This is a genomic window from Blautia sp. AM28-27 (genome assembly GCF_003480905.1).
In the GTDB taxonomy this organism is placed as follows: Bacteria; Bacillota; Clostridia; order Lachnospirales; family Lachnospiraceae; genus Fusicatenibacter; species Fusicatenibacter saccharivorans.
This window is the reverse complement of the sequence record NZ_QUJK01000005.1, coordinates 110437-134189: the sequence shown is the minus strand read 5'-3', so window position 1 is coordinate 134189 and position 23753 is coordinate 110437. Positions and strand designations below refer to the sequence as shown.

Here is a 23753-nt window from a genome sequence, read left to right as displayed (position 1 = left end):
CCAGCTTTTCTGGCGGAGGTTTCTGCCGTTTCGAGGAGTAAAAAAAGTGATTCTTTTTTTGTAAAAACAAAAAATTAAGTGTTCACACAACTCCCAATTCATGCGATAATAATACTGTATTTTTTGCACATGCAGCATAATGGAGGTGACTTAGAAAACATGACAGCAAAACTGTTGGAAAAACATATTACCGATACGATTCGGGAATGGCAGGTGAAGATCGGCTATGAGGGCGGTACGATGAAGCTCTACTACCCGGCGGAGTCCCTGCGCCGTTCCCTCTCTTTAGACGAAACAGAAGACCTGGATGCGGCACTTGCCGCGTTCTGTAAGGAAGTACAGCCGCGTTTTGGAACACTTGCGATTTCAGCGGTCAAGGACCGCTACTGCATGGAAATCCCGGAGGAGGGATGTTCTTATATCGAGCGGAAAATTCCTGTTCCGGAGCTCCTGCAGAACCTTCTGCAGGTGATCACAACGCCTGGAAACACAATGGAACAGGTTCGAAACTGCTTTTCTTCCTATGCAGAGAAAATGCATACTACCGTGGAAGAAAACGCATCCGAGGAGCATGAGATGGGCCATGTATTTTCTTTTTCAGACCCGTCTGTAGATGAATACTGTTACTGTGTCGAAGAAAATGAATTCGGCCTGACGTATCACCGTTTTTCACGGGAAGATTACGAGGCTTTATAAATAAAAGGAGGATATACACCATGGAATTTACAAAACTGCTGGAAGAAAGAAGAAGCATCCGCGCGTTTGCTCCGGAGAAACACGTAACCGCAGAGCAGATCCAGGAGATCGTACAGGCAGCGATTCAGGCACCATCCTGGAAAAACTCACAGACAACACGGTACTATGCCCTTGTAACACCGGAGAAAGTCGAAGAATTTTCCGCAAAATGCCTTCCAGAATTCAATCAGAAGAGTTCAAAGGGAGCCGCACTTGTCGTAACAGCATTCGTAAAAGACCGCTCCGGCTTCACGCAGGACGGAACACCGGACAATGAAGTCGGAAACGGCTGGGGCTATTACGATCTTGGCCTGCATGACGAAAACCTGATCCTGCGCGCAAGAGAACTCGGCCTTGATACTCTGATTATGGGAATCCGTGATGAGAAAGCTATCCGTGAAGCCCTCTCCATTCCGGAGAATGAGCTCCTTGGTGCTGTCATTGCTGTCGGCTACCGTGCCATCAACCCGGACAAGCCGAAACGTAAAACCGTGGACGATATCTTAAAACTGTTCTAAATCCGGCGCATCCGTGTGAAGACGTGCGCGGTACTTTCCAGGTGGGAATCCAAAGAACCGGGAAAACTGCTTGCTGAACGCATAGACATCGCCATATCCGACAAGACCGGCAATTTCCTTCATCGGTACGCCGCCCTCGAGAAGAATACGGGCCTGCTCCATTCTCTTCCTGGTGCGGTACCGTGCAGGAGAGACGCCGGTCTGTTTTTTAAATACTTTTCGAAACGTCTCATAACCGATCTGGAGTGACCGGGCAAGCTCTTCGAGAGAAATTTCTTCATCAAGATTCTGCGAGAGCATATCGCAGGCGGCCTCGATCGGATCCCGCTGCAGATTCACCCGGTGCGCATGGTAGCCGTACATTCGCAGAATCTCTTTTTCCATCTCCGGAATCCGCAAAGGCAGCAGACTGTCCGGTGTGGCCTTTAACGACTGCAGAAGCTTCTGATACCGCTCGAGATCGCCGGGAAGCAGCTCTGCCTTTAACACCGGCTCCTGGTTCAGAACCGAAAGCGAGCAGAAAAAATCAAAAAACGGTTTCCCAATCGAGATAAAAAATTCCAGCCATTTCCCATCGGGGTCTACGCGTGTGGAATGCGGCACACCCGGCAGACGCTGGACCAGACTTCCCGCCTGCAGCGGATAGGAGGTGCCGTCCTCGGCAATATATTCCCCGCTCCCGCGCAGCAGCACGAAACAGCTGTAATACTCGTTCGAAAAATGATACTGCGAGCGGTCCGCTGTCTCTTTCCGCATAAAACCGCACGCCAGAATCCCGTTCTTCATTTCATTTCCAATACAGCGATAGATAACATCGCTCTTTTCTATTTTTGCAAGCAGATATTCCGGTATCATACGACTTCTCCTTTGCTTTCCCATTTTGGATAAAAGAAACACCAGATCAACTATTTCTCATCCGCGTGCAGTGTTTTATACTGAATCATAAGATAACTGCATGAATCTTTTGAAAATCCACAGATGTATTATATCACAGGAAAGCAAAAAAGGAACACCAATCTGGATAAAAAGAAGAGAGGCAGTCGGAAAATGCGAAAGCAAAGACAAGGAGGGTTTCAAGAACATGAGACAGACAAGAGACTGGGAAAATCAGTATATAACGCAGAAAAATCGTTATCCGATGCATACGCCGTACGGTGCGTATGAGACGGTAGAGCAGGCGCTCGCCGGAAATCGGAACGCGTCCCGCTTTGTAATGGATCTGAACGGAGACTGGAAATTCAAAATGTATCCGTCACCGGAAGCGGTGGAAGCATTTTATGAAGAGAATTTCGATCACGCAGCATGGGATACGATTCCGGTGCCGTCCAACTGGGAATTGCAGGGATATGGAAAGCCGGTTTACACCAATATGCTGTATCCGTTCAAACGGGAGGCAAACGGCGAAGCATTTGAGATCGAGATTACCGAAGGCACCTACGAGCTGAATGCGCCGTACGTACCGGAGAAAAATCTGACTGGCTGCTATTTCAGAACCTTTGAGGTTCCAACAGACTATATCGGCCGACAGCTTCTCATCGATTTCGGCGGTGTGGAGTCCTGCTTCTATCTCTGGGTCAACGGAAAACAGGTGGGGTATTCCCAGGACAGCAAAGTGAACGCGGAATTTGACATCACTGAATATGTGCAGGAGGGAACGAACACCCTCGCCGTACAGGTAATGCGCTACTGTGACGGTACTTACCTGGAAGATCAGGATTACTGGCATCTGTCCGGTATCTACCGCGATGTCCGCCTCGTATCGAAACCGGTGCAGCACATCCTGGACTATAAGGCAGAGACACTGTTCACACACCCGGATTACACGAAAGCTACCCTCTCTGTCACGATCTGGCCGGACAACTCCAAACCGCTGTACGGCGAGTATCATGCCAAAGTGACGCTGTATGATGCAGAACAGAACAAAGTAACCGAGATGGATTCGAGACCGTTTGCTGAGTGCGGCTTCTATCTGATGCCGAAATTCATCGCAACCGTTACTGCTCCGGTAGAGAACCCGGCACTCTGGACTGCAGAGACTCCGACACTTTACACCCTCGTTGTCGAGCTACAGAACAAAGAGAATGAGACGGTTGATATCGAGAGCTGCAAGGTCGGCTTCCGTCAGGTGGAAATCAACAGCCGCGGTGTTCTGACCCTGAATGGCAAACGCCTTGTGATCCGAGGTGTTGACCGCCACGATTTTTGCGCCGAGACGGGACGTACCGTTTCTGAGGAGCAGATGCGAAAAGAAATTGCTGTGATGAAACGCCTGAATTTCAACGCTGTTCGTACCAGCCATTATCCGAATTCCGTGAAATGGTATGATCTGTGTGACGAGCTTGGCATTTACCTTGTCGATGAGACAAATCTTGAGACGCACGGTTACGGCGGACAGCTCAGTGCATCCGCTGAGTGGACAGCCGCTTATCTGGAGCGTGCAACCCGTATGGTACTGCGTGATAAAAACCATCCTTCCATCGTCTTGTGGTCCCTTGGAAATGAATCCGGTGCCGGGGCGAATCATGCTGCGATGCACGGCTGGATCCGCGAATACGACAAGACAAGATACGTTCAGTATGAGTCCGGCAACCCAAAGAGTAATATTTCCGACGTCATCTGCCCGATGTATCCGACGATGAGCTGGCTTACGGATGTGATGGCAGACGATTCTGATCTCCGCCCGTTCATCATGTGCGAATATGCGTATGCAAAGAGCAACAGCAACGGAAACTTCAAGGAGTTCTGGGACTATGTCAATAAATACCCGCGTTTCCAGGGCGGCTTTATCTGGGATTTCGCGGACAAGGCGATTGCGATCCACGAGGAGGACGGAAATATCAAATACGGCTACGGCGGAGCGTTCGGAGAGGATGTGACCGATCCGGTTCCGGATATGTGTCTGAATGGTGTTGTCTTTGCCGATCTTTCCTATAAACCGGGCGCCTATGAGGTGAGAAACGGCCAGTCCCCGGTTACGATTGAGCAGGTGAAAAATCCATATACCGGCGAAACTATATGGGTGCTGGCAAACCGCTACCATACCCTCGATCTTTCTCATCTGCAGGTGCGCTATGAAATTGTGCAGAACGGCGAAACGCTTGCAAAAGGCAGCTATCCGGCATTTTACACGGCAGCCGGAACAACAGAGACGCTTCCGCTTCCGGAGCTTCCGGAACAACTGCATGGCGAGGCGTATGTAAATTATTACGTTGAGCTTGCCCAAGATACCTTCTATGCCCCGGCGGGAACAGAACTATACCGCCGTCAGATTCCGGTTACTACAGGTGTTTATCTGGCAGACGAGAAAACGATTGTGGAGAAACCACTGACCGTAGCGGAGGATGAAAATCAGGTTCGCATCACCGGCGAAGAGACCGAAATTATCTTTGATAAAAAGACAGGTGAATTTACCAGATATCAGGCAAAGAGCGTTTCTTTTATGAACGGCGGAAAAGATGAATTTTATCGTGCCCCAACCGGTATTGATGAGGGAACCCATGAAAGTGATTACGATGATATCTGGCGCGCGGAAGGTCTGGATCGTCTGAAAAAGGAAGTACAGTCAGTATCGGCTGTCAGTGCCGGAAATCAGGTGCTTCTTGAAGTGCAGGCTTCCTATACCGCGGAGCCGGACAACGCAGTACTCTTTACCGCTCATACTCTGTATCGCATCGGCAGTGAGGGAATGGAGCTGAAAAACGAAGTAACAAACAACAGCGGCCTTGAGACCATCGCAAGAGTCGGACAGTCGTTCTGCCTTCCTGCAGCGTTTGATACGCTCAGCTGGTATGGAAAAGGTCCCTGGGAGACGTATGCAGACCGAAAAGACGCAGCACTGATTGGACTTTATACATCTTCTGTAGCAGAACAGCACGTTCCGTTTGTAGTACCTTGCGAATGCGGTGGCCATGAGGATACGCGATTTGCCGTTCTTTCAGATGGAACACATACCGTTCAGATTGTAGGCAGTGATGATTTCCATTTCAGTGCGCTTCCATATTCTATGGCAGAATATCGAAAAGCCGCATATAAGGAAGAACTTCCGGAGCAGACGACAGGAACCTGGCTGATCCTGGATGCAGCACACGCAGGCCTTGGCGGAGATACTGGCTGGACGAAAAACATCCATCCGGAATATCGCGTATGCAAGGGAAGATATAGCTATACGTTCCGTTTCCATTTCGCATAAAAGAAAGAAATCGGCCAACTGTTTATTTTTCGGAAGGCAGACGGCCGATTTTATTTGCTCATTCGCAGCCATCATGAAAAGTTTTGCTTCGCAAAAGGAGAACTGCACACGCCTGAAGCACTTTTTTGCGCACCGGAGCAGCAATCATTTTGCCTGTTTTATTTAGTAGTGTTAATAATAAATACTTGACAATTTATAAGGAGTGGTGTAGGGTAAAGGTGTCAAAGGAATTTCACCGGATCGGGTGTAATTCCGTTCACTATCCTATACGAAAAGAAGAGGTATTCATGATGAAAGAATTAAAGCCAATCAAAGAGGGTAAGGTACGCGAGATTTATGATAACGGCGACAGCCTGATCATGGTAGCAACCGACCGTATTAGCTGTTTTGATGTCATTCTGAACAATGTGGTAACAAAAAAAGGTACCGTTCTGACCCAGATGTCCAAATTCTGGTTCGATCTGACAGAAGACATCCTTCCGAATCATATGATCTCTGTAGACGTAAAAGACATGCCGGAATTTTTCCAGCAGGAGAAATTTGACGGAAACAGCATGATGTGCCGTAAGCTGGAAATGCTTCCTATCGAGTGCATTGTCCGCGGCTACATTACCGGAAGCGGCTGGGCAAGCTATCAGAAAACAGGAAAAGTATGTGGCATCGAGCTTCCGGAAGGATTAAAAGAATCTGACAAGCTTCCTGAGCCAATCTACACTCCGTCCACAAAGGCTGAAATCGGAGATCATGACGAAAATATCTCTTATGAGCAGAGCATCGCCCATCTGGAAAAATACTTCCCGGGAAAAGGAGCCGAGTATGCAGAGAAGCTTCGCGACTACACCATCGCTCTGTATAAAAAATGTGCCGATTATGCTTTAAGCAAAGGCATTATCATTGCAGACACAAAATTTGAGTTTGGTCTCGATGAAAACGGAAATATCGTAATCGGCGACGAGATGCTGACTCCGGACAGCTCCCGCTTCTGGCCTGCAGATGGTTATGAACCAGGCCATGGTCAGCCATCTTTTGACAAACAGTTCGCGCGCGACTGGCTCAAAGCCAACGATGGAAACCACGACTGGACTCTGCCGCAGGAAATCGTAGACAAGACGATCGAGAAATATCTTCAGGCATATGAGATGCTGACAGGAAAACCGCTGGCATAAAGAACATCATAGTGCTAAAAAGCTACAGGAGGCAGGTTCTGCCTCCTGTTTTTGCATATTTTGTGATAAGATCAGATGATAATCTGATACTCAAATGCGTGAAACATGTGATATAATGGGAAGAAAGACAGGATGCGAAGGAGGAAACACGATATGAAAATTGCTGCTGCAATTGAAAAAATGACAGATTTTTATAAGGGAAATATTCATGATATTTATCATTTTCTGAAGGTATGGGCCTTTGCAAAGAACATCGGCGAGGCGGAAGGACTGGATCCAAAAACACAGGAAACGCTGGAGATGGCAGCTGTTGTCCATGATATTGCCTGCCCGCTGTGTCGGGAAAAATACGGAAATACCAGCGGAAAGCATCAGGAAGAGGAAAGTGCGCCGCTCGTTGCAGAATTTTTCAAAGATGTACCGGCAGGAGAACTGGATGTCGAACGCATCACATGGCTGGTTACGCATCATCATACCTATACAAATGTAGAGGGAATGGATTACCAGATCCTGCTGGAAGCCGATTTTCTGGTCAATGCCGGCGAGAGCGAATATTCAAAACAGGCGATTGAAAATTTCTGCAGAAAAGTATTTCGGACGGAAGCGGGAACGCATCTGTTGAAGAGTATGTTTCTGGAGAAGGAATAAGGTCATGAAGTGTGACATCCTCCCCCACCTCTACAGGTGGTGGAGGATGTCACTTTTACAGCAGGACAGCCGGGGTCATTTAACCTTTATGGCGGTCAACCGGGAGATCCCGAAGTATCTGGATGCTACCTTATGGAACAGGGGATTTGTGGATACAAACGGCAAATACTATGAGCTTTGGAATGCGCAGGCACAGTATTATACGGAGTAAAATTTTGGCAATCTGTCGGCAGAAGCCATTCACAGAGAGATTGGCGGTACACTGAAACGGCTGGGAACAGAGTATCTGGATCTGTATATCATTCACCGTTTTGACTACGAAACTCCGATTGAGGAAACAATGGAAGCCCTGAATGTATGACCGCACTGGCATGGCAATGGGCGAAGGGAGTCAGCTCCCCGATTATCGGTGCGACCAAGGCGGCAATTGTTTCGTAAAAAACTATGGCATGTAAAACGCCGTCAGACTTGTTGTAGTCTGACGGCGTTTTACGTTAGGAAGCTCTTTGAAGAAACATCTATATTATTTCGTTTCCTGTCCCGCTTTCTTCCGGAACAGTTCTTTTCCACAGCTGATGACAATGATGACACCAAGAACCATCAGCAGAATGGCGATGATGAGCTGCAGTCCCTCAACGAGGAAGACAGCGGTTCCTGCTCCATACGCTTTTACAAGTGCAATGACACGCTCTACCAGTGCGGTAAAGGTGACACAGAGCATGATGATAAGCGGCGGGAACAGGGTTCTGTTTTCACGGCCGGTGACTTTCAGGAAGACACAGAGCGTGATCAGAACGAGTGCACTCAGCATCTGGTTTGCACTTCCGAACAGCGGCCAGATATTGGCATATCCGATCTGGGTCAGGATGTAGCCGCAGAGCAGAGTAACAATGGTAGAGAAATATTTATTGCAGAGCAGCTTTCTCCATCCGGCAGCATGTTCCATATCATCGACAGTGAACAGTTCCTGGAAGGACATACGGCCGATTCGTGCAACGGAGTCAAGACTGGTAAGTGCCAGCGCCGATACACACATCGTCATGAAGCACTGTGCTCCGTATACCGGGATGCCGAACATTTCCAGAAATCCGGCAACACCGGAAGAAAAGATCGCAAATGGCGTTCCGACAGCAGCCGTACCGTCTGCAGAAGCAGCAGCACCGGCAACGCAGAGGGCGAGGACGGCAAGCAGGCTCTCCAGAACCATAGCTCCGTATCCGACTTTCTGCATATCTTTTTCATTCGCAATGGTTTTCGAAGAGGTTCCAGACGATACCAGGCTGTGGAATCCGGAAACAGCACCACAGGCAACGGTGACAAACAGGATCGGGAACAGATCTCCGGATGCCGCATTGTGGAAACCGGTGTACATTGGAAGATTCATTTTCGGGTGTGCAACAACAAGTCCGACAACAGCGCCAAGGATCATGCCGGCAAACATAAAGGTTGTCATAAAGTCACGCGGCTGCATCAGAAGCCACATCGGAAGGACAGCGGCAAGAAAGATGTAGGCAAATACCAGATAAGTCCAGGTTGCTTTACTTGTTACAAGCGGTACATTCATGCCGATTGCAAAAGCTGCAACGGTGCATGCAAGGCCGAGTACCATTTCTTTCCAGCCTTTCCACTGCAGTTTTTTCTGGAGCAGTCCGAAGACAACAGCAAAAGCGATAAACAGCAGGGAGATGCTTCCGGCAGCGCCGTTTACAGTTGCCTGGGCAGAAAGCTTTGTGACGCCGTCAACCGTTTCGTAAGCATTAAATGTTCCGGCAACCATATCTGCAAAGGCGGCGATAACGATCAGTGTAAAGAGCCAGCAGAAGAGAAGAAACAGTTTTTTTCCTGTTTTGCCGATGTATTTCTCAATGAGAAGTCCCATGGATTTTCCTTCGTTTTTGACACTCGCATACAGCGCACCGAAATCGGTAACAGCACCAAAGAAGATACCGCCGATCAGGATCCATAAAAGGACGGGAACCCATCCAAAGACAGCGGCCTGAATGGCACCGGTGACAGGGCCTGCACCTGCGATTGAAGAAAACTGATGGGCGAATACGGTCCATCCATCGGTAGGGACGTAATCCTGACCGTCATTTTTTGCAACGGCAGGTGTTTTTGCTTTGGGATCGATGCCCCATTTCTTTGCCAGCCAGCTTCCGTAGAAGGTATAACCTGCTATCAGACATACGGCGGCGATCAGTACAATAACCAACGTGTTCATAATAAAATTCCTCCTCGTTCAAAAATGATATTTCCAGTTTACATGGATTTCAAATGGAAAAAGAAAAGGGAAAAGGCAATTGTGTTGGTATGCTTGGAAACAAAAAAAGCTTCGTCTCCCTGACTTATGCAAGAAGACGAAGCTTTCAAAAAACGCTCCGCGTTACCACTTCTAATTATCGGCTGTTTCTTTTGGTCGATCACTCAGACAAGATCCCCGAAACCATTTGATACACTTTCCGGTGAATCTCTTCTCTGCTAACGGTGAGAGGCCGGTCCGGACTACTTTCCATTTCTGGTTTCGTCTGTACAGCTCACAGGGGATTGTTCTTTGGGATACCTGCCATCTCGCACCAGCCGATGGTTCTCTGCAAAGGCTCACCCGAAAAATGTTGTCCTGCTCATTGCTTTTTTCTGATCCCTTTTTTCTTTTGAACACTTTGCATTATAGTCTCATTTTTCGGTTTGTCAAGCAATTTTAAAAAAAATATCATGTTTTTTCCCTGAAAATAGTAAAAATCTATTTCTTGACACAGAAAACCAGAATTTTTATAATAGAAGAAAAAGCGCAGAACCAGAAGGCTTCTGCGGAAAGGTGGTATTTTTGTATGGGGTATTATGACAAAGAACGTGTAAGGGGATTTTTGCACAATCAGGACGGTATTATTGTGAATGATTTCGGAGAAGAGGTGATTCTCCGCGGCTGGGGCATGGGAAACTGGGATAATCTGGAAGGATTTATGCTCGGCACCCAGAGCGGCTTTGGACTGTTCGAGCCTGGAAAATATGCGCCGATGGGACGCATGGACCGTGGAAGAAGTATGGACCAGATTCTACGGGAGACCTGCGGAACGAAATATGCGGAGGAGTTCTGGAAACGCTGGAGACGGCTGTATCTGACGGAGGAGGATATTGCACTTCTCTCCAGACGCGGTTACAATTCCGTGCGTCTGCCGATCCGCGCAGGAAGCTTTCTGTATGAGGAGCCGGGGATTACGTATAATGAAGATTCCTTTGCCATGCTGAATGATGTTCTCGACTGGTGTGAGACGTATCAGGTTTATGCTGTCGTAGATTTCCATGCGGCAACGGCAGGCCAGTCCGGAATTCCGTGTGATGACGGCGTGGACAATGGACAGCATCTGTATGACGATGAAGAATCGATGGAGCGGATGTTTCTTCTGATGGAAGAGTTTATGAGAAGATACAAAGACCGCTGGATCATCGGCGCATATGACTGTATCAACGAGCCGATCTCCATGACGCCGCGCCGCGAGGAGCTGACACCGAAGCTGGTCTATTTTTACGAGGAAATGATCCGCCGCTGCAGAAAGATCGACCAGAAACACTTATTTTTGCTGAATGGTACACAGTTTTCCTCTCTTACATATTTCTTTAATCATGAGTTTGACCCGGAATACCACAACTGGGGCATCAGTCTTCATGCGTATGAGATGGTTGTTCCGGAGGTAGCTTCTCTTGCCAGCGTTCTCCGTACCTGCCGGGAACAGAAGATCTGCCTGTGGATGGGCGAGACAGGAGGAAGAAATGAGCACGCATGGCAGACAACGATGTATGAGATTCTTGCCGAGTACCACGCCGGTTATAATCTGTGGTGCTGGAAAACGGTAGAGGGAGCAGGATGTGCTTCGATTCTGAACTTTAATGTTCCGGATGAATGGCATCTGATTACCGATTATGCAATTAATGGAGCTGCAAAACCGTCCTACGAGCATGCGCAGGCCATCTGGGACAGCTACCTGGAATGCCTGGCGGTCGATAAATGCAAAGAAAATACGCAGTATCATCCTTATCTGCTTCGAGAGGGCGATTTTGAGATCCCGGCGATCGGCTACAACGCGCTGCCGATGGATTCACACCGTGGTCTTAGTGATCTTCCGAATGCTGCAGGATATCGTCTGTATGACCGGTTTGAATTGGTTTATGAAAAAGGATATCATCCTGAACCGGCCGGGTTTGCCGCACCGGGTCCGATCAAACATCCGAGAGATCATGTACAGCTTCAGCTGGGAGCAGGAGAGTATGCTTCCTATACAATCCGTGAAAAAGAAACCTATACCGTTTCTGTAACTTACTGTGCAGACAAAGAGGTGAAGGTACAGGCAGCTATTCAGGGAGAGACTCTTTTTGAAGGGGTAATGCCTCCTGCCGGTGAGAAAGTAACTTCGGATGTTCATCCATATTTTGCATATGAAACAGCACCGAACACACTCGAACGGTTCACACTCGGTACCGTTACAGGAGAAGGCATTCTGAAAATAGAGGTTCTGGACGGATGTGCACGGTTCGGACAGATTGTGATTCGGAAAAGTGAAAAATAGCAGAACATAACGTTTCTTTATGAGGAATAAATAACAGATCTATCTGCCCGCAGGAATCAAAAAAATCCGACGGGCAGATTTTTTTGATTTTTTTCAGTTTTCCATTGACAATTGCATCACTGGTGCTATAATAAAAACAAATATATGAATAAATGTTCATATGAACAGTGAAAATGAAAAAGGAGATCAAAAGCGATGAAGAAAACGTATAAGATCGATGTTGACTGCGCAAACTGTGCAAACAAAATGGAAGAGGCTGCAAAAAATACAGCAGGTGTAAAGGATGCTACCGTAAACTTTATGATGCTCAAAATGATCGTTGAGTTCGAAGACGGACAGGATCCAAAGAGCGTTATGCAGGATGTTCTGAAAAACTGCAAAAAAGTTGAGGATGACTGCGAGATCTTCCTCTAAAATAAAAAACTTTCATCGGCGGATGGAAGAAAAAGCTGGAGCAGAATAGATTCTAAAACCTGTCTGCGGTTCAGCTCGAGAAAAATCCAGTATTTTCTCTCTGGAGCAGCGGATTTGGATCTGTAAATCTCTGGGATGAAATGCTGGATTTTTTCATCCGGCGGTAAGAACAAAGGAGGCATATGTATGAATAAGAAACAGAAAAAGGTTCTCATCCGCGTCATCGTTGCATCGGTTCTTCTGATTCTCTGCACGGTACTGCCGACAACCGGCTATGTGCGATTTGCAACCTTTATGGTTCCTTATCTGGTCATCGGATACGATATCCTGAAAAAGGCCTGTAAGGGAATCCTGAACAAACAGGTATTTGATGAAAACTTTCTGATGGCTGTTGCAACGGTCGGTGCCATTCTGCTTGGCGAGTATCCGGAGGGCGTAGCCGTTATGCTGTTTTACCAGATCGGCGAACTGTTCCAGAGCTATGCTGTCGGAAAGAGCCGCCGGAACATCAGCGAACTGATGGATATCCGCCCGGATTATGCAAATATCGAGGTAGACGGAAAACTCGAGCAGGTTGATCCGGATGAAGTTGAGGTTGGCACAATCATCGTTGTACAGCCTGGTGAAAAGATTCCGATCGATGGTGTGATCGAAGAAGGAAACACCACACTGAATACCAGTGCCTTGACCGGAGAGAGTGTTCCGCGTGACGCCCGGGAGGGAGACGAAGTCATCAGCGGATGTATCAATATGTCCGGTCTGATTAAAGTAAAAACAACGAAAGAGTTTGGAGAGTCCACCGTATCCAAAATTCTGGACCTTGTGGAAAACTCCAGCTCCAAGAAATCAAGATCCGAGAACTTTATTTCCAAATTTGCGAAATACTATACACCGGCCGTCTGCTACGGTGCGCTGGCGCTGGCAATTCTGCCGCCGCTGGTACGGATGCTGTTTTTAAGTGCCGCTCCTGAGTGGAACGTATGGATTTACCGTGCGCTGACCTTCCTGGTTATCAGCTGCCCTTGTGCACTGGTCATCAGTATTCCGCTCAGCTTCTTCGCCGGTATCGGCGGCGCAAGCCATGAAGGTGTCCTGGTGAAAGGTTCCAACTATCTGGAAACACTTTCCCAGACCAAATACGTTGTATTCGATAAAACCGGTACCATGACACAGGGTGTCTTTGAAGTAGCCGGTATTCACCACAATACGATCAGTCAGGAAGATGTTCTGGAATACGCAGCACTTGCTGAGTGTGCTTCGAGCCATCCGATCAGCAAGAGTCTGCAGAGAGCATATGGAAAACTGATCGACCGAAGCCGTGTCACGGACATCGAAGAGATCAGCGGAAACGGTGTAACAGCAAAGGTAGACGGTAAAAATGTCGCTGCCGGAAATGCAAAACTGATGGAGCGCCTTGGCGTTGATTATATCGACTGCCACAGCGTCGGCACCATCGTCCATGTTGCTGTAGACGGCAAGTATGCCGGACATATCCTGATCTGTGATATGATCAAACCGCATGCGAAAGAGGCGATTCAGGCGCTGCGGAAATCCGGTATTAAAAAGACGATTATGCTGACCGGAGACTCCAAGCGGATAGCCGATCAGGTAGCTGCAGATCTTGGAATTGATGAAGTTTACAGCGAACTGCTTCCTGGTGACAAAGTAAGTAAAGTGGAAGAGCTGCTTGCCGCAAAGACAGAAAAAGAAAAACTTGCCTTCGTAGGTGACGGCATCAACGATGCACCGGTACTGTCCCGTGCCGATATCGGTATTGCGATGGGAGCACTTGGTTCCGACGCAGCAATTGAAGCAGCTGATATCGTTCTGATGGACGACGATCCGCTCAAGATTTCCAAAGCAATTCACATTTCCAGAAAATGTATTCACATTGTTTATGAGAATATTTATTTTGCAATTGGTATCAAAGTATTGTTCCTGCTTCTGGGAGCCATCGGTATCGCTAACATGTGGATGGCAATTTTCGCAGATGTCGGAGTTATGATTCTGGCGGTTCTGAATGCAATTCGTGCTCTGTTTGTGAAAAATTTATAGAAAGACGAGGACACAAAATGGCAAAAATCAATCTGGAAGAAGCTGATCTGTGCTGTGACTCCTGTGAGGTTCATGAAAATCTGGTAAAGATTGTCAATGAGACCATGCCGGATGAAACAGAGCTTTACGATCTGGCAGAGCTTTTCAAGGTATTTGGTGATTCCACGCGGATCCAGATCCTGTTTGTCCTGTTTGAGGCAGAGGTATGCGTCTGCGACCTGGCAGAAGCACTGCACATGACACAGTCCGCAATTTCCCACCAGCTTCGCATTCTGAAGCAGAATAAGCTGGTAAAGAGCAGACGAGAAGGAAAATCGGTGTTCTACTCTCTTGCAGATGGTCATGTACGGACAATCATCGCACAGGGACAGGAGCATATTGAAGAGGATTAAAAAAAGCATAAGATAGCAGAAACGTCCCGCAGATGAGAAATTTCATCTGCGGGACGTTTCTGCTTTTCACATTCATTCTTTATTTGGTAAACCATGCTTCCCGAACATGCTGTTTTAGAAGGTTCCGTGCATTTTGGAAGCTGTTTTTTTACTTTGTTTACATAACAGAATTATGTAAAGCATTTCTTGAATTTCATGATTTATACTCCTCGGAGTAATACGGAATGCAGAGATACATACCGTCCGTGATCTGGTTGGAACTCAGGTGATTAATCTCACGGACCTCAGCAATGTAACTGGAAATATCGGAGTATTCTTCTGTACGGTATTCTTTGGCGATGTCCCACAGTGTATCGCCGGAAGAAACGCGGATACTGGTGTAGTATTTGTAGGTTGGAGCTTTCGGCTCACTGTCTGCCTGCGTATTCTGCGGCGTGAAGTGGAAGATTAAAAGAAATGTGACGGCAACCAGAGACAGGAGAGCGGCGGCTGCGCGGATCTGCAGTTTTCTTCTCTGGATTTTTCGTCTTTCTCTCAGTGATTTTCTTTTCTTTGCATTGGTACTCATGTAAAATTCCCCCTTGATTTGTGATAGAAGAGTAGTTGTGCTATGTGAACATTTGTTCTTTCGAATATATGTTCATTATAATAAAAGAACGTATGTTTGTCAATACGAAATACGAACAAATTTTCGAAACTTTTGTTTGCGTTCCGGTGGGATTTATGGTAAAATTTATTTGGTATATTTTAAGCAAATATCGTATAGAAAGAGGGGACTACCCTAATTCATATAAAAAACGAAACGACAGGAGGAACATACGATGGCTGGAGACAAAAATAAACTGACAGAGAAACAGAGACAGATTCTCGAATATTTAAAACAGGAAATTTTGCAGAGAGGATTCCCGCCGTCTGTGCGTGAGATCTGCGAAGCGGTTTCCCTTCGTTCTACATCCTCGGTACATGCACATCTGGAAACACTGGAGCGGAAAGGCTATATCAAACGAGATGCAACAAAACCGAGAGCCATTGAAATCTGCGATGAAGGATTCCATACCGGCCGCCTTGGTGCAATCCAGGGAATTGCATCGGAAGACACCGCATCCCAGAGTGAGGTTGCACAGATTCCGCTGATCGGCAAAGTAGCTGCCGGAGAACCGATTCTTGCGGTAGAGAATATTGAAGGATATTTCCCAATGCCGGTAGACCGTCTGCCAAACGCAGAAACGTTCCTTTTAAAGGTACAGGGCGAAAGCATGGTAAATGCAGGTATTTTAGACGGTGACCTTGTTCTTGTGGAACAACAGGCAACTGCGGAAAATGGAGAAAAAATTGTCGCTCTGGTCAATGATTCCGCTACAGTAAAAACATTCTACAAGGAAGACGGTTATTTCCGCCTGCAGCCGGAAAACGATGAGATGGATCCGATCCTTGTGAATGATCTGCAGATCGTAGGAAAGGTAATCGGAGTATTAAGATTTTTATCCTGAAAAATAAAAGAAGAAAATAAAAAATGTTGTGAAAAAACGAACAAGAAATCGGCCTGTAAAATTCGGCGGTTTCAGAGGAAAAACCGGTGATTTCTGAAAGTAACTCTTCAACTATTCGAAAAACCTGCGTTTCCCGAATAGTTATATAGAAGAAATACTTCTTTTATTTTCCCGGTTTTTCTGTTTAGAAAGGCTCATTTGCAGTTATGAAATCAAAAATTACGTATCACGAACAAACCGATATGGAAAATACACTGAAGCTCCGCGAGGTTCTGAAGACGCTTCCCTCTTTTACTTCCGAATTTTTCCGCGGCATCAGCACAACGACATCGACCAGCACACGAATCAAATATGCATATGACCTTCGGATCTTTTTTCAGTATCTGCAGAAAGAAAATCCGGAACTTGCCAAAATTCCCATGGATCAGATGTCCGTTGATGTGCTTGACCAGGTCACTGCACTTGATCTTGAGGAATACACAGAATATTTAAAGGCTTATATCGGTTCCCAGGAATCTTATACCACCAACGGGGAAAAAGGCCTGAAACGAAAATTGTCGGCACTTCGGACGTTCTATTCCTATTATTTCAAAAAGGAACTGATTGAGACAAATCCTACGCTGCTTATCGATATGCCGAAGCTCCACGAAAAAGAAATTATCCGTCTGGAGCCAAATGAGGTTGCGGAGCTTCTCGATTTTATTGAATCCTGCGGCGACGGGCTGAGCAATCATCAGCGGGCCTACTATGAAAAAACAAAGGAACGTGATTTTGCAATCATTACTCTTCTGCTTGGCACGGGAATCCGTGTGTCGGAATGTGTCGGGTTAGATATTGAGGATGTCGATTTTAAAAACAATGGCATCAAAGTGCTTCGAAAAGGTGGAAATGAAATGTTTGTCTACTTTGGAGATGAAGTTGCCGAGGCACTGAAAAAGTATATCGAAGTCCGCGCAGGTATTACACCTGTGGCAGGACACGAACACGCACTCTTCTATTCGGCGCAGAGAAAACGGATCAACGTCAAGACGGTGGAAAATCTGGTGAAGAAATATGCGTCCCAGGTGACGACAACGAAGAAAATTACGCCGCATAAACTGCGTAGTACGTACGGTACGACGCTGTATCAGGAAACAGGCGATATTTATCTTGTTGCAGATGTTCTCGGCCATAAGGATGTCAATACGACGAAGAAACATTATGCTGCCATGGACGATGCAAGGCGCCGTCAGGCTGCCACAGCGGTACGGCTGCGGGAGTCCATGCCGGAGCATGAGGAATAAAAACATATCAGAAACCAAAAGAGGAATCAACAGGGATTATATCCCATTCGTTGATTCCTCTTTTTTATGGAGACGACTTCTCTCCTGCTTTTTTTTAAGTTACTCCGCCTTAATTGCCCAGCGCATTTTCGTTGAACTTGCACGGCTGTTGCGGATGCATTCTTCTTTGGAAGGACGAATGACTTCTTTTGAATATTCGGAATAAATACCGATCTGATACAGTCCCTTCATGGACTTTTTCACAAGCCGGTCTTCGCCGGAATGGAACGTCAGAATTGCCGCTCTGCCGCCCGGAGCAAGAGCATCCGGAAGTTTTTCCATGAATGCTTCCAGAACCTCATATTCGTTGTTTACATCGATCCGCAGTGCCTGGAAGGTGCGGGCGCAGGATTTTTTGATGGCTTCTTTTTTCTCGTCTTTCGGAAGAAAATCCAGTGCTTCAGCGATCAGATCACGCAGTGCAAACGTAGTGTCAATTTTCTTTCCTTTCCGAAGTGCCCGCGTAACAACCTGGGAAATTTCTTTTGCATACGGTTCATCGGCATTTTCAATGAGCATGCCTTCCAGTTCATCGCGTGCAACCGTGCGCAGACGCTCGGCCGCGGAAATTCCTGCCTCCGGATTCAGGCGAAGATCCAGCGGTCCATCATATTTGTAGGAAAAGCCGCGCTCCGGATTATCAATCTGCATGGAGGAAACACCAAGATCCGCCAGAATGAAGTCAAAGGGGCCGTATTTGGCAGCAACCTGATCAATATTGGCAAAATTCTGATGAAGAATCGTTAAAATCTCAGGGCCGTACCCCTGCGCGGCCAGTCGTTCTTTTGTTTTTGCCATCTCGATCGGATCGACATCCAGCGCACAGAGATGCCCTTTTCCCTGCAGGCATGCAAGCATACGGGAGCTGTGGCCGCCGTATCCGAGTGTTGCATCAAGTCCGTTCTGTCCCGGCTCGATCTTGAGAAAATCGAGGATTTCATCTACGAGAATCGGGATATGCATGCCGGCCGGTGTGCTTCCCTTTTGGATCACATGCTCAATGGTCCCCTGATATTTCTCCGGATTCAGTTCTTTGTATTTCTCATTGTAATTCCGCGGATGTGTGCCTTTGTAGCGGACGCGGCGTTTGTGTTCTTTCTGTTCTTCCATAAAATGTTCTCCTTATACTTCAAATATATTTAATCGAACATGTGCGTTCGAATATTTTCCAGATCAATTGGTTCTCCTGTCATCGGCTGCAGAAAGTGCAGTTTCCAGGCATGGAGCGCGGCACGGGTACCGCCGTCGCGGACTCCGTAGAGCGGATCTCCGAAAAGTGGATGTCCAATAGATGCCATGTGAAGACGGATCTGATGCGTGCGGCCGGTTTCCAGACGGCAGCACACGACGGCCCAGAAAGGATCCTGAAGGACAGCCTCGTAGTGTGTAGTAGCCCACAGGCCGTTCCCTTCTTTACAGATACGCATTTTAGTGATACGTTTCCCAGACGGATCGAAAGAATCAGGGTCATCTCCTGGAATTTGCTCCATGGAAAGACGAATGGTTTCTTTTTGCGTTTCTTCGGAAAAGGGATGGTGTACCAGAGCCAGGTATTCTTTTTTCAGCGCGCCGCTCTCCCGCTGCCGGGACAGTCTGGCAGCAGCCAGCTGATTCTTTGCAAATAGTACCAGACCCGATGTATCTTTGTCAAGACGGCCGATGCAGCGGAGTTCAGAAGGCGCTGTCGGTGTTTTTAACAGGGATGCGGCAGCATGTGTCAGGGAATCGGAATAATGGCCGTGGGAAGCGTGGCAGACCATACCGGATGGCTTGTCTGCGACACAGAGATCACTGTCCTCATAGAGAATCCGTACGCCGGCAGAATCACCTGATACCGGCAGAACCTGATCTTCGGAAAGGTGGGGACACTTCTGCGCATATCGAAAAGTGATCGTATCTCCAGTCTGGACAACTGCATTTGTGCGGCAGGAAACACCGTTTTTCTGAATTCCATCCGGAATATATTTGGCATGGCGGATTTCACGTGGTGTCAGGTGCAGAAAACGTTTTAGAATTGTTTCCACCGACAGTCCCCCCTGTTCCGGAAGGACAAAGTGACACAGCTGCTGATAGTCAAATTGCGGCATAAAAGATTTTCTCCTCTTCACAAGTTCACATAATCATTTTATGTAAACTATATAAATACAAACAATTCAGTACGATGATGGTACACTATCTCTAGACAAAAACAGGTTTCACAGATCTCGCAAACCACGTTCTGTTTTACCGATTCGGCAAACAAAAAAATTTTATTTACAGATCCTCTAAGATCACCGTAAACGGCCCATCATTCACCAGTGATACTTCCATCTCAGCCCCGAACACTCCCGTTTCGACAACAGGAACCTGTTCCCGTGCTTTCGCGACCATATATTCATACAGTTCTTCTGCTCTGTGCGGCTCGCCTGCTTCCGTGAAGCTTGGACGGTTTCCTTTTTTACAGTTGGCATACAGGGTAAACTGTGAAACCATCAGAAGCTGTCCATCCACATCTGCCAGGGACTTGTTCGTCTTTCCATTTTCATCTTCAAAAATACGCAGTCCCAGCAGTTTTTTCATATACTTGTCTGCTGTTGCTTCATCGTCCCCCTGGCCGACACCGATCAGAACCAGAAAACCTTTCTGAATCGATCCAACAACCTTCTCTTCCACCGAAACACTTGCTCTTTTTACACGTTGTATAACAATTCTCATCTTTAAAATCCTTTCATAAAATGACCCTCCTCTTATTTTTAAGAGGAGGGTCGTTTCTCCTATGTTCTGTTTTGATCAGATGCTGAAAATCTTGCGGATTCCCGCTTCTTTAACTTCAATTGCCTGTTTGATCATATCTACGGTTCCATCGATACCGAATACACTGCTGTTCAGGCACAGGTCGTAGCTGTCTACCTCGCCCCAGCGTTTGCTGGTGTAGTAATTGTAGTAGCTTGCACGCTGTTTGTCGATCTTTGTGATCTTGTCTTTTGCTTTTGCATCAGAAAGATCATACAGCTTTGCGATACGGCGGATGCGATCCTGCATATCTGCTTTAATAAAGATGCTCAGCACGTTCGGATTTTCCTCCAGTGCATAATCTGCACAGCGGCCTACGATGACACACGGACCGTCCTGCGAAATCTTCTTGATGGCATCAAACTGTGCCAGAAATACCTTCTGGTTCAGCGGCATATCCATCATGGTAGATCCATAGCCGAAGGAGTAACTGTCCATAACCAGAGAGTATAAAAAGCTGTTGGTTGGTTTTTCATCGTGGTTTTCGAACAATTCCTGGCATAATCCGCTGTCCTTTGCTGCTCTCTCCAGCAGCTCTTTGTCATAGTACTTGATTCCCAGGTCATCCGCTAAAATCTTACCAATGGAATGTCCGGCGCTTCCGTACTGACGTCCAATCGTTATGATAGTTTTCATATAATCCGCTCCTTTCCATTCCGTCACAATAATCTGCTTTCACAGATGTAGTAACTCGCGTTTTTTCGTTACATCCAGTATACTACAGAATTCACAGAAAGTACAGAACATTTTGATAAAACTTATACAAATTAACTATATACTTTTTGAAATATCATTCTTTTTAAGCAGTTTCAGACATTTTTTCGAAACTGCAGCAACAGATTGGAAAAATATTCCGGAAGCGGCGCCTCAAACTCCATATAGGCACCGGTCCGTGGATGGATAAATCCAAGTACCATCGCATGCAGCGTCTGTCCCTGCAGGTTTTTCACCGGGCATTTCTTCGGGCCATAAACCGCATCGCCAAGCAGCGGATGCCCGATACTTGCCATATGGACACGAATCTGATGCGTCCGGCCGGTTTCCAGCTGGCATTCAATATACGTATAATTTCCAAAGCGTTCCAGCACACGGTAATGTGTGACCGCCGGTTTTCCGTTCCGTTCATTAATCGCCATCTTTTTCCGGTCTGTCGGATGGCGGCCGATTGCACCGCGCACGGTTCCCTCGTCCTCTTTCAGATTCCCATGGACAATTGCCCGGTACTTTCGGGTAATGGAATGTACAGAGAGCTGTTCTGCGAGGCTCTGGTGGGCGAAATCGCTCTTACAGATAACCAGGGCACCCGTTGTGTCCATATCGATTCTGTGGACGATTCCGGGGCGCAGAACGCCGTTGATGCCGGAGAGATTTCCGCGGCAGTGATACAGAACCGCATTGACCAGTGTTCCGCTGCTGTGGCCTGCCGCCGGATGTACGACCATCCCCTTTGGCTTATTGACGACCAGAAGATCATCATCCTCGTACAGAATATCAAGCGGAATGTTTTCTGGCTCCACGTTCAGTTCTTCCGGTTCCGGCAGAAGCACCAGAACGGCATCACCGGCGGCAACCTTGCTGCTTGCTTTCTGCGTTTTTCCGTTGATCGAAACCTTTCCGTCTTTTAAAAGCTTCTGCAGAAAAGAACGGGAACAGTCCGAAAAAGATGCGGCCAGGCACTGATCAATCCGTTTTCCGTCAAAATCCGGTGTAACTTCCAAAATCCGTTCTTCTTCAGCCATCGGACTCCTCCTTTTTGGCGTTTTTATGCAGAAATGCGAAGTCTTCGTCCTTGTAGTACAACAGATACAGCAGTAAAAAGACAGCGACCGATACGGTGACATAAATATCAGCTACGTTAAAAACCGGAAAGTTGATCAGCGAAACGTAGATGAAATCAACGACATAGTGATTCAGAAAACGATCGTAAAAATTTCCGACCGCACCAGCCGTCAGAACAGTCAGCACGGCAAAAAGCGGTAAAAAGCGGCGTGTCTTTGGAAGCTTGTAAAAGACAATCACCATGACGATCAGAAACAATACCGTCATCATAGCAAACAGCCAGTACTGATCCTGCAGAAGTCCGAATGCCATACCGCGGTTTTCCAGATAAAACAGCTCCAAAACCCCTGGAATGAGCTCGATCGACGGCTGGTCCTTCAGATACTGCACTGCCAGTGATTTTGTATACTGATCTGCTGCAAGCAGAAGGACAATCGCTGCCGCGCAAACCAGATAAACGGCCAGCGGAGAAAGTTTTTTACTCTTCATCGATCAGATCTCCATTAATAGAATTGATAGCTTCCAGCATTTCTTCATCTGTAACCGTGCGGTCCACCACAGCATGGCCGACAGACTCCAGAAGGATGAATTTGATCGTACCCTGTTCCATTTTCTTGTCCGATTTTGTTGCAGCCAGAATATCTTCCGATTTCAGGCCGTCCACGGTGATTGGCAGATAGAAACCGACGTTCATATCACGAATCTCGTAAAACTCTTCATCGGAGAGATAACTTCTCTTGTAGGAAATATAGGCAGCAGCAACGGTTCCAAGTGCAACGCACTGGCCATGGAGCAGTTCGAAGTTTTTGAGCTTTTCAATGGCATGACCGATCGTATGGCCAAGATTTAAAACGGCACGCTCTCCCTGTTCTGTTGGGTCATTTTCTACAACCTGGCGTTTGATATCGCAGCATTTCTGGATCATTTTCGTTAATACCGGCTCAATCCGCTCTTCGATCTCAGACATGTGATTGATGGTCCAGATGTAGAATTTTTCATCGCGGATCAGACCTGTTTTCAGGACTTCTCCCATACCGCAGGCAAACTGTTCGCCGTTCAGGGATTTTAAGGTTGCCATATTCATATAGACAAGACGTGGATGATGGAATGCACCGACCATATTTTTGTACTGGTCGAAATCGACGCCCGTTTTTCCTCCAACGCTGGAATCTACCTGTGCAAGCAGTGTCGTCGGAAGCTGGATGAAATCAATGCCGCGCAGATACGTTGCCGCCGCATAGCCGGTCAGATCCCCAACGACACCGCCGCCGAGTGCGAATAAAATGTCTTTTCTCTCAAAGTGGTTTTCAATCAGATGCGTGTACAGATCTTTGACGGTATCCAGATTTTTGCTTGCTTCACCAGCTGGGAAAACAAATGCGGTTACGGTCTCAAACAGCGGGGACAGTACATTTTTTACCTCTTCCAGATACAGTTCTGAAACCGTGCTGTCTGTGACAATGCAGGCCTTTTTTGCAGGGAGTTTTAAGTTCTCCACACAGCCGGCGAGGCGTTCGTAGCTGCCGTCCCAGACAATTTCATAAGAAAATTCAGTAGATGTGCCTTCTCTTTTAACGGTAAGTGTTTTCATAAATTATGCCTCCTGTATGTTCTTTCATGAAAAAAGCATCAGAATCCTGCATCTGATGCTTTTCCTTTGTTACTAAGTAAATCAATAATTGATCCAGTAGATCCATTTTAATTTACTGCA

General features: G+C 47.0%; 22 protein-coding genes and 1 pseudogene. 13 read left to right on the top strand and 10 right to left on the bottom strand.

The features are described 5' to 3' along the window. Nucleotides 1–159: 159 nt before the first annotated feature. The gene (locus DW743_RS09625) at nt 160–696 is read left to right on the top strand and encodes a DUF3877 family protein (RefSeq protein ID WP_158568558.1); all 537 of its coding nucleotides are present in this window, start codon (nt 160–162) and stop codon (nt 694–696) included. Between the two features lie 20 nt (nt 697–716). Next, nucleotides 717–1253, top strand: a complete 537-nt coding sequence (locus DW743_RS09620) for a nitroreductase family protein (protein WP_117761498.1) — start codon at nt 717–719, stop codon at nt 1251–1253. Here DW743_RS09620 and DW743_RS09615 read toward each other — a convergent pair. Next, a complete protein-coding gene (locus DW743_RS09615; RefSeq protein WP_158568559.1) occupies nt 1239–2108 on the bottom strand; it encodes a helix-turn-helix domain-containing protein in 870 nt (289 codons plus the stop codon). The two genes, DW743_RS09620 and DW743_RS09615, sit on opposite strands and share 15 nt — an antisense overlap. A gap of 226 nt (nt 2109–2334) precedes the next feature. On the opposite strand from DW743_RS09615, the gene DW743_RS09610 reads away from it, so the two are divergent. From DW743_RS09610 to DW743_RS09595, 5 genes and pseudogenes are all read left to right on the top strand, one after another. Continuing rightward, nucleotides 2335–5442, top strand: coding sequence for a glycoside hydrolase family 2 TIM barrel-domain containing protein (locus tag DW743_RS09610; RefSeq protein WP_158568560.1), 3108 nt, complete (start codon nt 2335–2337; stop codon nt 5440–5442). Nucleotides 5443–5732: 290 nt separating this feature from the next. Beyond that, a complete protein-coding gene (locus DW743_RS09605) occupies nt 5733–6608 on the top strand; it encodes a phosphoribosylaminoimidazolesuccinocarboxamide synthase (RefSeq protein WP_055217859.1) in 876 nt (291 codons plus the stop codon). Nucleotides 6609–6761: 153 nt separating this feature from the next. Continuing rightward, nucleotides 6762–7256 (top strand): HD domain-containing protein, encoded by a 495-nt coding sequence (locus tag DW743_RS09600; RefSeq protein ID WP_022462878.1) that lies wholly within the window; start codon nt 6762–6764, stop codon nt 7254–7256. Between the two features lie 46 nt (nt 7257–7302). After that, nucleotides 7303–7467 (top strand): hypothetical protein, encoded by a 165-nt coding sequence (locus DW743_RS17960; protein ID WP_022462877.1) that lies wholly within the window; start codon nt 7303–7305, stop codon nt 7465–7467. Then, nucleotides 7468–7611, top strand: a pseudogene (locus DW743_RS09595) (aldo/keto reductase); the annotation flags it as partial. 168 nt (nt 7612–7779) lie between these two features. On the opposite strand, the gene DW743_RS09590 reads toward DW743_RS09595, so the two are convergent. Next, nucleotides 7780–9477: a carbon starvation CstA family protein gene (locus DW743_RS09590; protein ID WP_022462875.1), complete on the bottom strand. Its 1698-nt coding sequence runs from the start codon at nt 9475–9477 to the stop codon at nt 7780–7782. Nucleotides 9478–10084: 607 nt separating this feature from the next. Here DW743_RS09590 and DW743_RS09585 point away from each other — a divergent pair. The 4 genes from DW743_RS09585 (at nt 10085) to DW743_RS09565 (ending at nt 14679) form a co-directional block, all read left to right on the top strand. Continuing rightward, nucleotides 10085–11818: a glycoside hydrolase family 5 protein gene (locus DW743_RS09585; protein WP_117761501.1), complete on the top strand. Its 1734-nt coding sequence runs from the start codon at nt 10085–10087 to the stop codon at nt 11816–11818. Nucleotides 11819–12013: 195 nt separating this feature from the next. Further along, the gene (locus DW743_RS09580) at nt 12014–12232 is read left to right on the top strand and encodes a cation transporter (protein WP_055266075.1); all 219 of its coding nucleotides are present in this window, start codon (nt 12014–12016) and stop codon (nt 12230–12232) included. Nucleotides 12233–12418: 186 nt separating this feature from the next. Continuing rightward, nucleotides 12419–14287: a heavy metal translocating P-type ATPase gene (locus DW743_RS09570; RefSeq protein ID WP_117761502.1), complete on the top strand. Its 1869-nt coding sequence runs from the start codon at nt 12419–12421 to the stop codon at nt 14285–14287. Nucleotides 14288–14304: 17 nt separating this feature from the next. Then, the gene (locus tag DW743_RS09565) at nt 14305–14679 is read left to right on the top strand and encodes an ArsR/SmtB family transcription factor (protein WP_117761503.1); all 375 of its coding nucleotides are present in this window, start codon (nt 14305–14307) and stop codon (nt 14677–14679) included. 193 nt (nt 14680–14872) lie between these two features. On the opposite strand, the gene DW743_RS09560 is transcribed toward DW743_RS09565, so the two are convergent. After that, nucleotides 14873–15247, bottom strand: coding sequence for a LysM peptidoglycan-binding domain-containing protein (locus tag DW743_RS09560; RefSeq protein WP_022462870.1), 375 nt, complete (start codon nt 15245–15247; stop codon nt 14873–14875). A gap of 253 nt (nt 15248–15500) precedes the next feature. Between DW743_RS09560 and lexA the strand changes: the two genes are divergently transcribed. Together lexA and DW743_RS09550 are read left to right on the top strand one after the other, a co-directional pair. Further along, on the top strand, nt 15501–16169 hold the full coding sequence (gene lexA, locus DW743_RS09555) for a transcriptional repressor LexA (protein ID WP_055217843.1): 669 nt from the start codon (nt 15501–15503) through the stop codon (nt 16167–16169). 206 nt (nt 16170–16375) lie between these two features. Then, nucleotides 16376–17452: a tyrosine-type recombinase/integrase gene (locus DW743_RS09550; RefSeq protein WP_022462868.1), complete on the top strand. Its 1077-nt coding sequence runs from the start codon at nt 16376–16378 to the stop codon at nt 17450–17452. 99 nt (nt 17453–17551) lie between these two features. Here the strand turns inward: DW743_RS09550 and rsmH are convergent, their stop codons facing one another. The 7 genes from rsmH to aroB form a co-directional block, all read right to left on the bottom strand. Further along, nucleotides 17552–18601 carry a 16S rRNA (cytosine(1402)-N(4))-methyltransferase RsmH gene (rsmH, locus tag DW743_RS09545; protein ID WP_022462867.1) on the bottom strand — a complete coding sequence of 350 codons (1050 nt, stop codon included), beginning with the start codon at nt 18599–18601 and terminating at the stop codon, nt 17552–17554. A 29-nt stretch (nt 18602–18630) separates the two neighbouring features. Further along, nucleotides 18631–19578, bottom strand: coding sequence for an RluA family pseudouridine synthase (locus tag DW743_RS09540; RefSeq protein ID WP_117761504.1), 948 nt, complete (start codon nt 19576–19578; stop codon nt 18631–18633). 166 nt (nt 19579–19744) lie between these two features. Beyond that, nucleotides 19745–20185: a D-aminoacyl-tRNA deacylase gene (dtd, locus tag DW743_RS09535; RefSeq protein WP_022462865.1), complete on the bottom strand. Its 441-nt coding sequence runs from the start codon at nt 20183–20185 to the stop codon at nt 19745–19747. A gap of 75 nt (nt 20186–20260) precedes the next feature. Continuing rightward, nucleotides 20261–20899 (bottom strand): cytidylate kinase-like family protein, encoded by a 639-nt coding sequence (locus DW743_RS09530; RefSeq protein WP_022462864.1) that lies wholly within the window; start codon nt 20897–20899, stop codon nt 20261–20263. Nucleotides 20900–21072: 173 nt separating this feature from the next. Next, a complete protein-coding gene (locus DW743_RS09525) occupies nt 21073–22002 on the bottom strand; it encodes an RluA family pseudouridine synthase (protein WP_055228144.1) in 930 nt (309 codons plus the stop codon). Continuing rightward, the gene (gene lspA, locus DW743_RS09520; RefSeq protein WP_022462862.1) at nt 21995–22531 is read right to left on the bottom strand and encodes a signal peptidase II; all 537 of its coding nucleotides are present in this window, start codon (nt 22529–22531) and stop codon (nt 21995–21997) included. Before lspA ends, DW743_RS09525 begins: the two co-directional genes overlap by 8 nt. Beyond that, the gene (aroB, locus tag DW743_RS09515; protein WP_055217839.1) at nt 22521–23633 is read right to left on the bottom strand and encodes a 3-dehydroquinate synthase; all 1113 of its coding nucleotides are present in this window, start codon (nt 23631–23633) and stop codon (nt 22521–22523) included. The genes lspA and aroB overlap by 11 nt, the downstream gene beginning before the upstream one ends. Between the last annotated feature and the right edge of the window lie 120 nt (nt 23634–23753).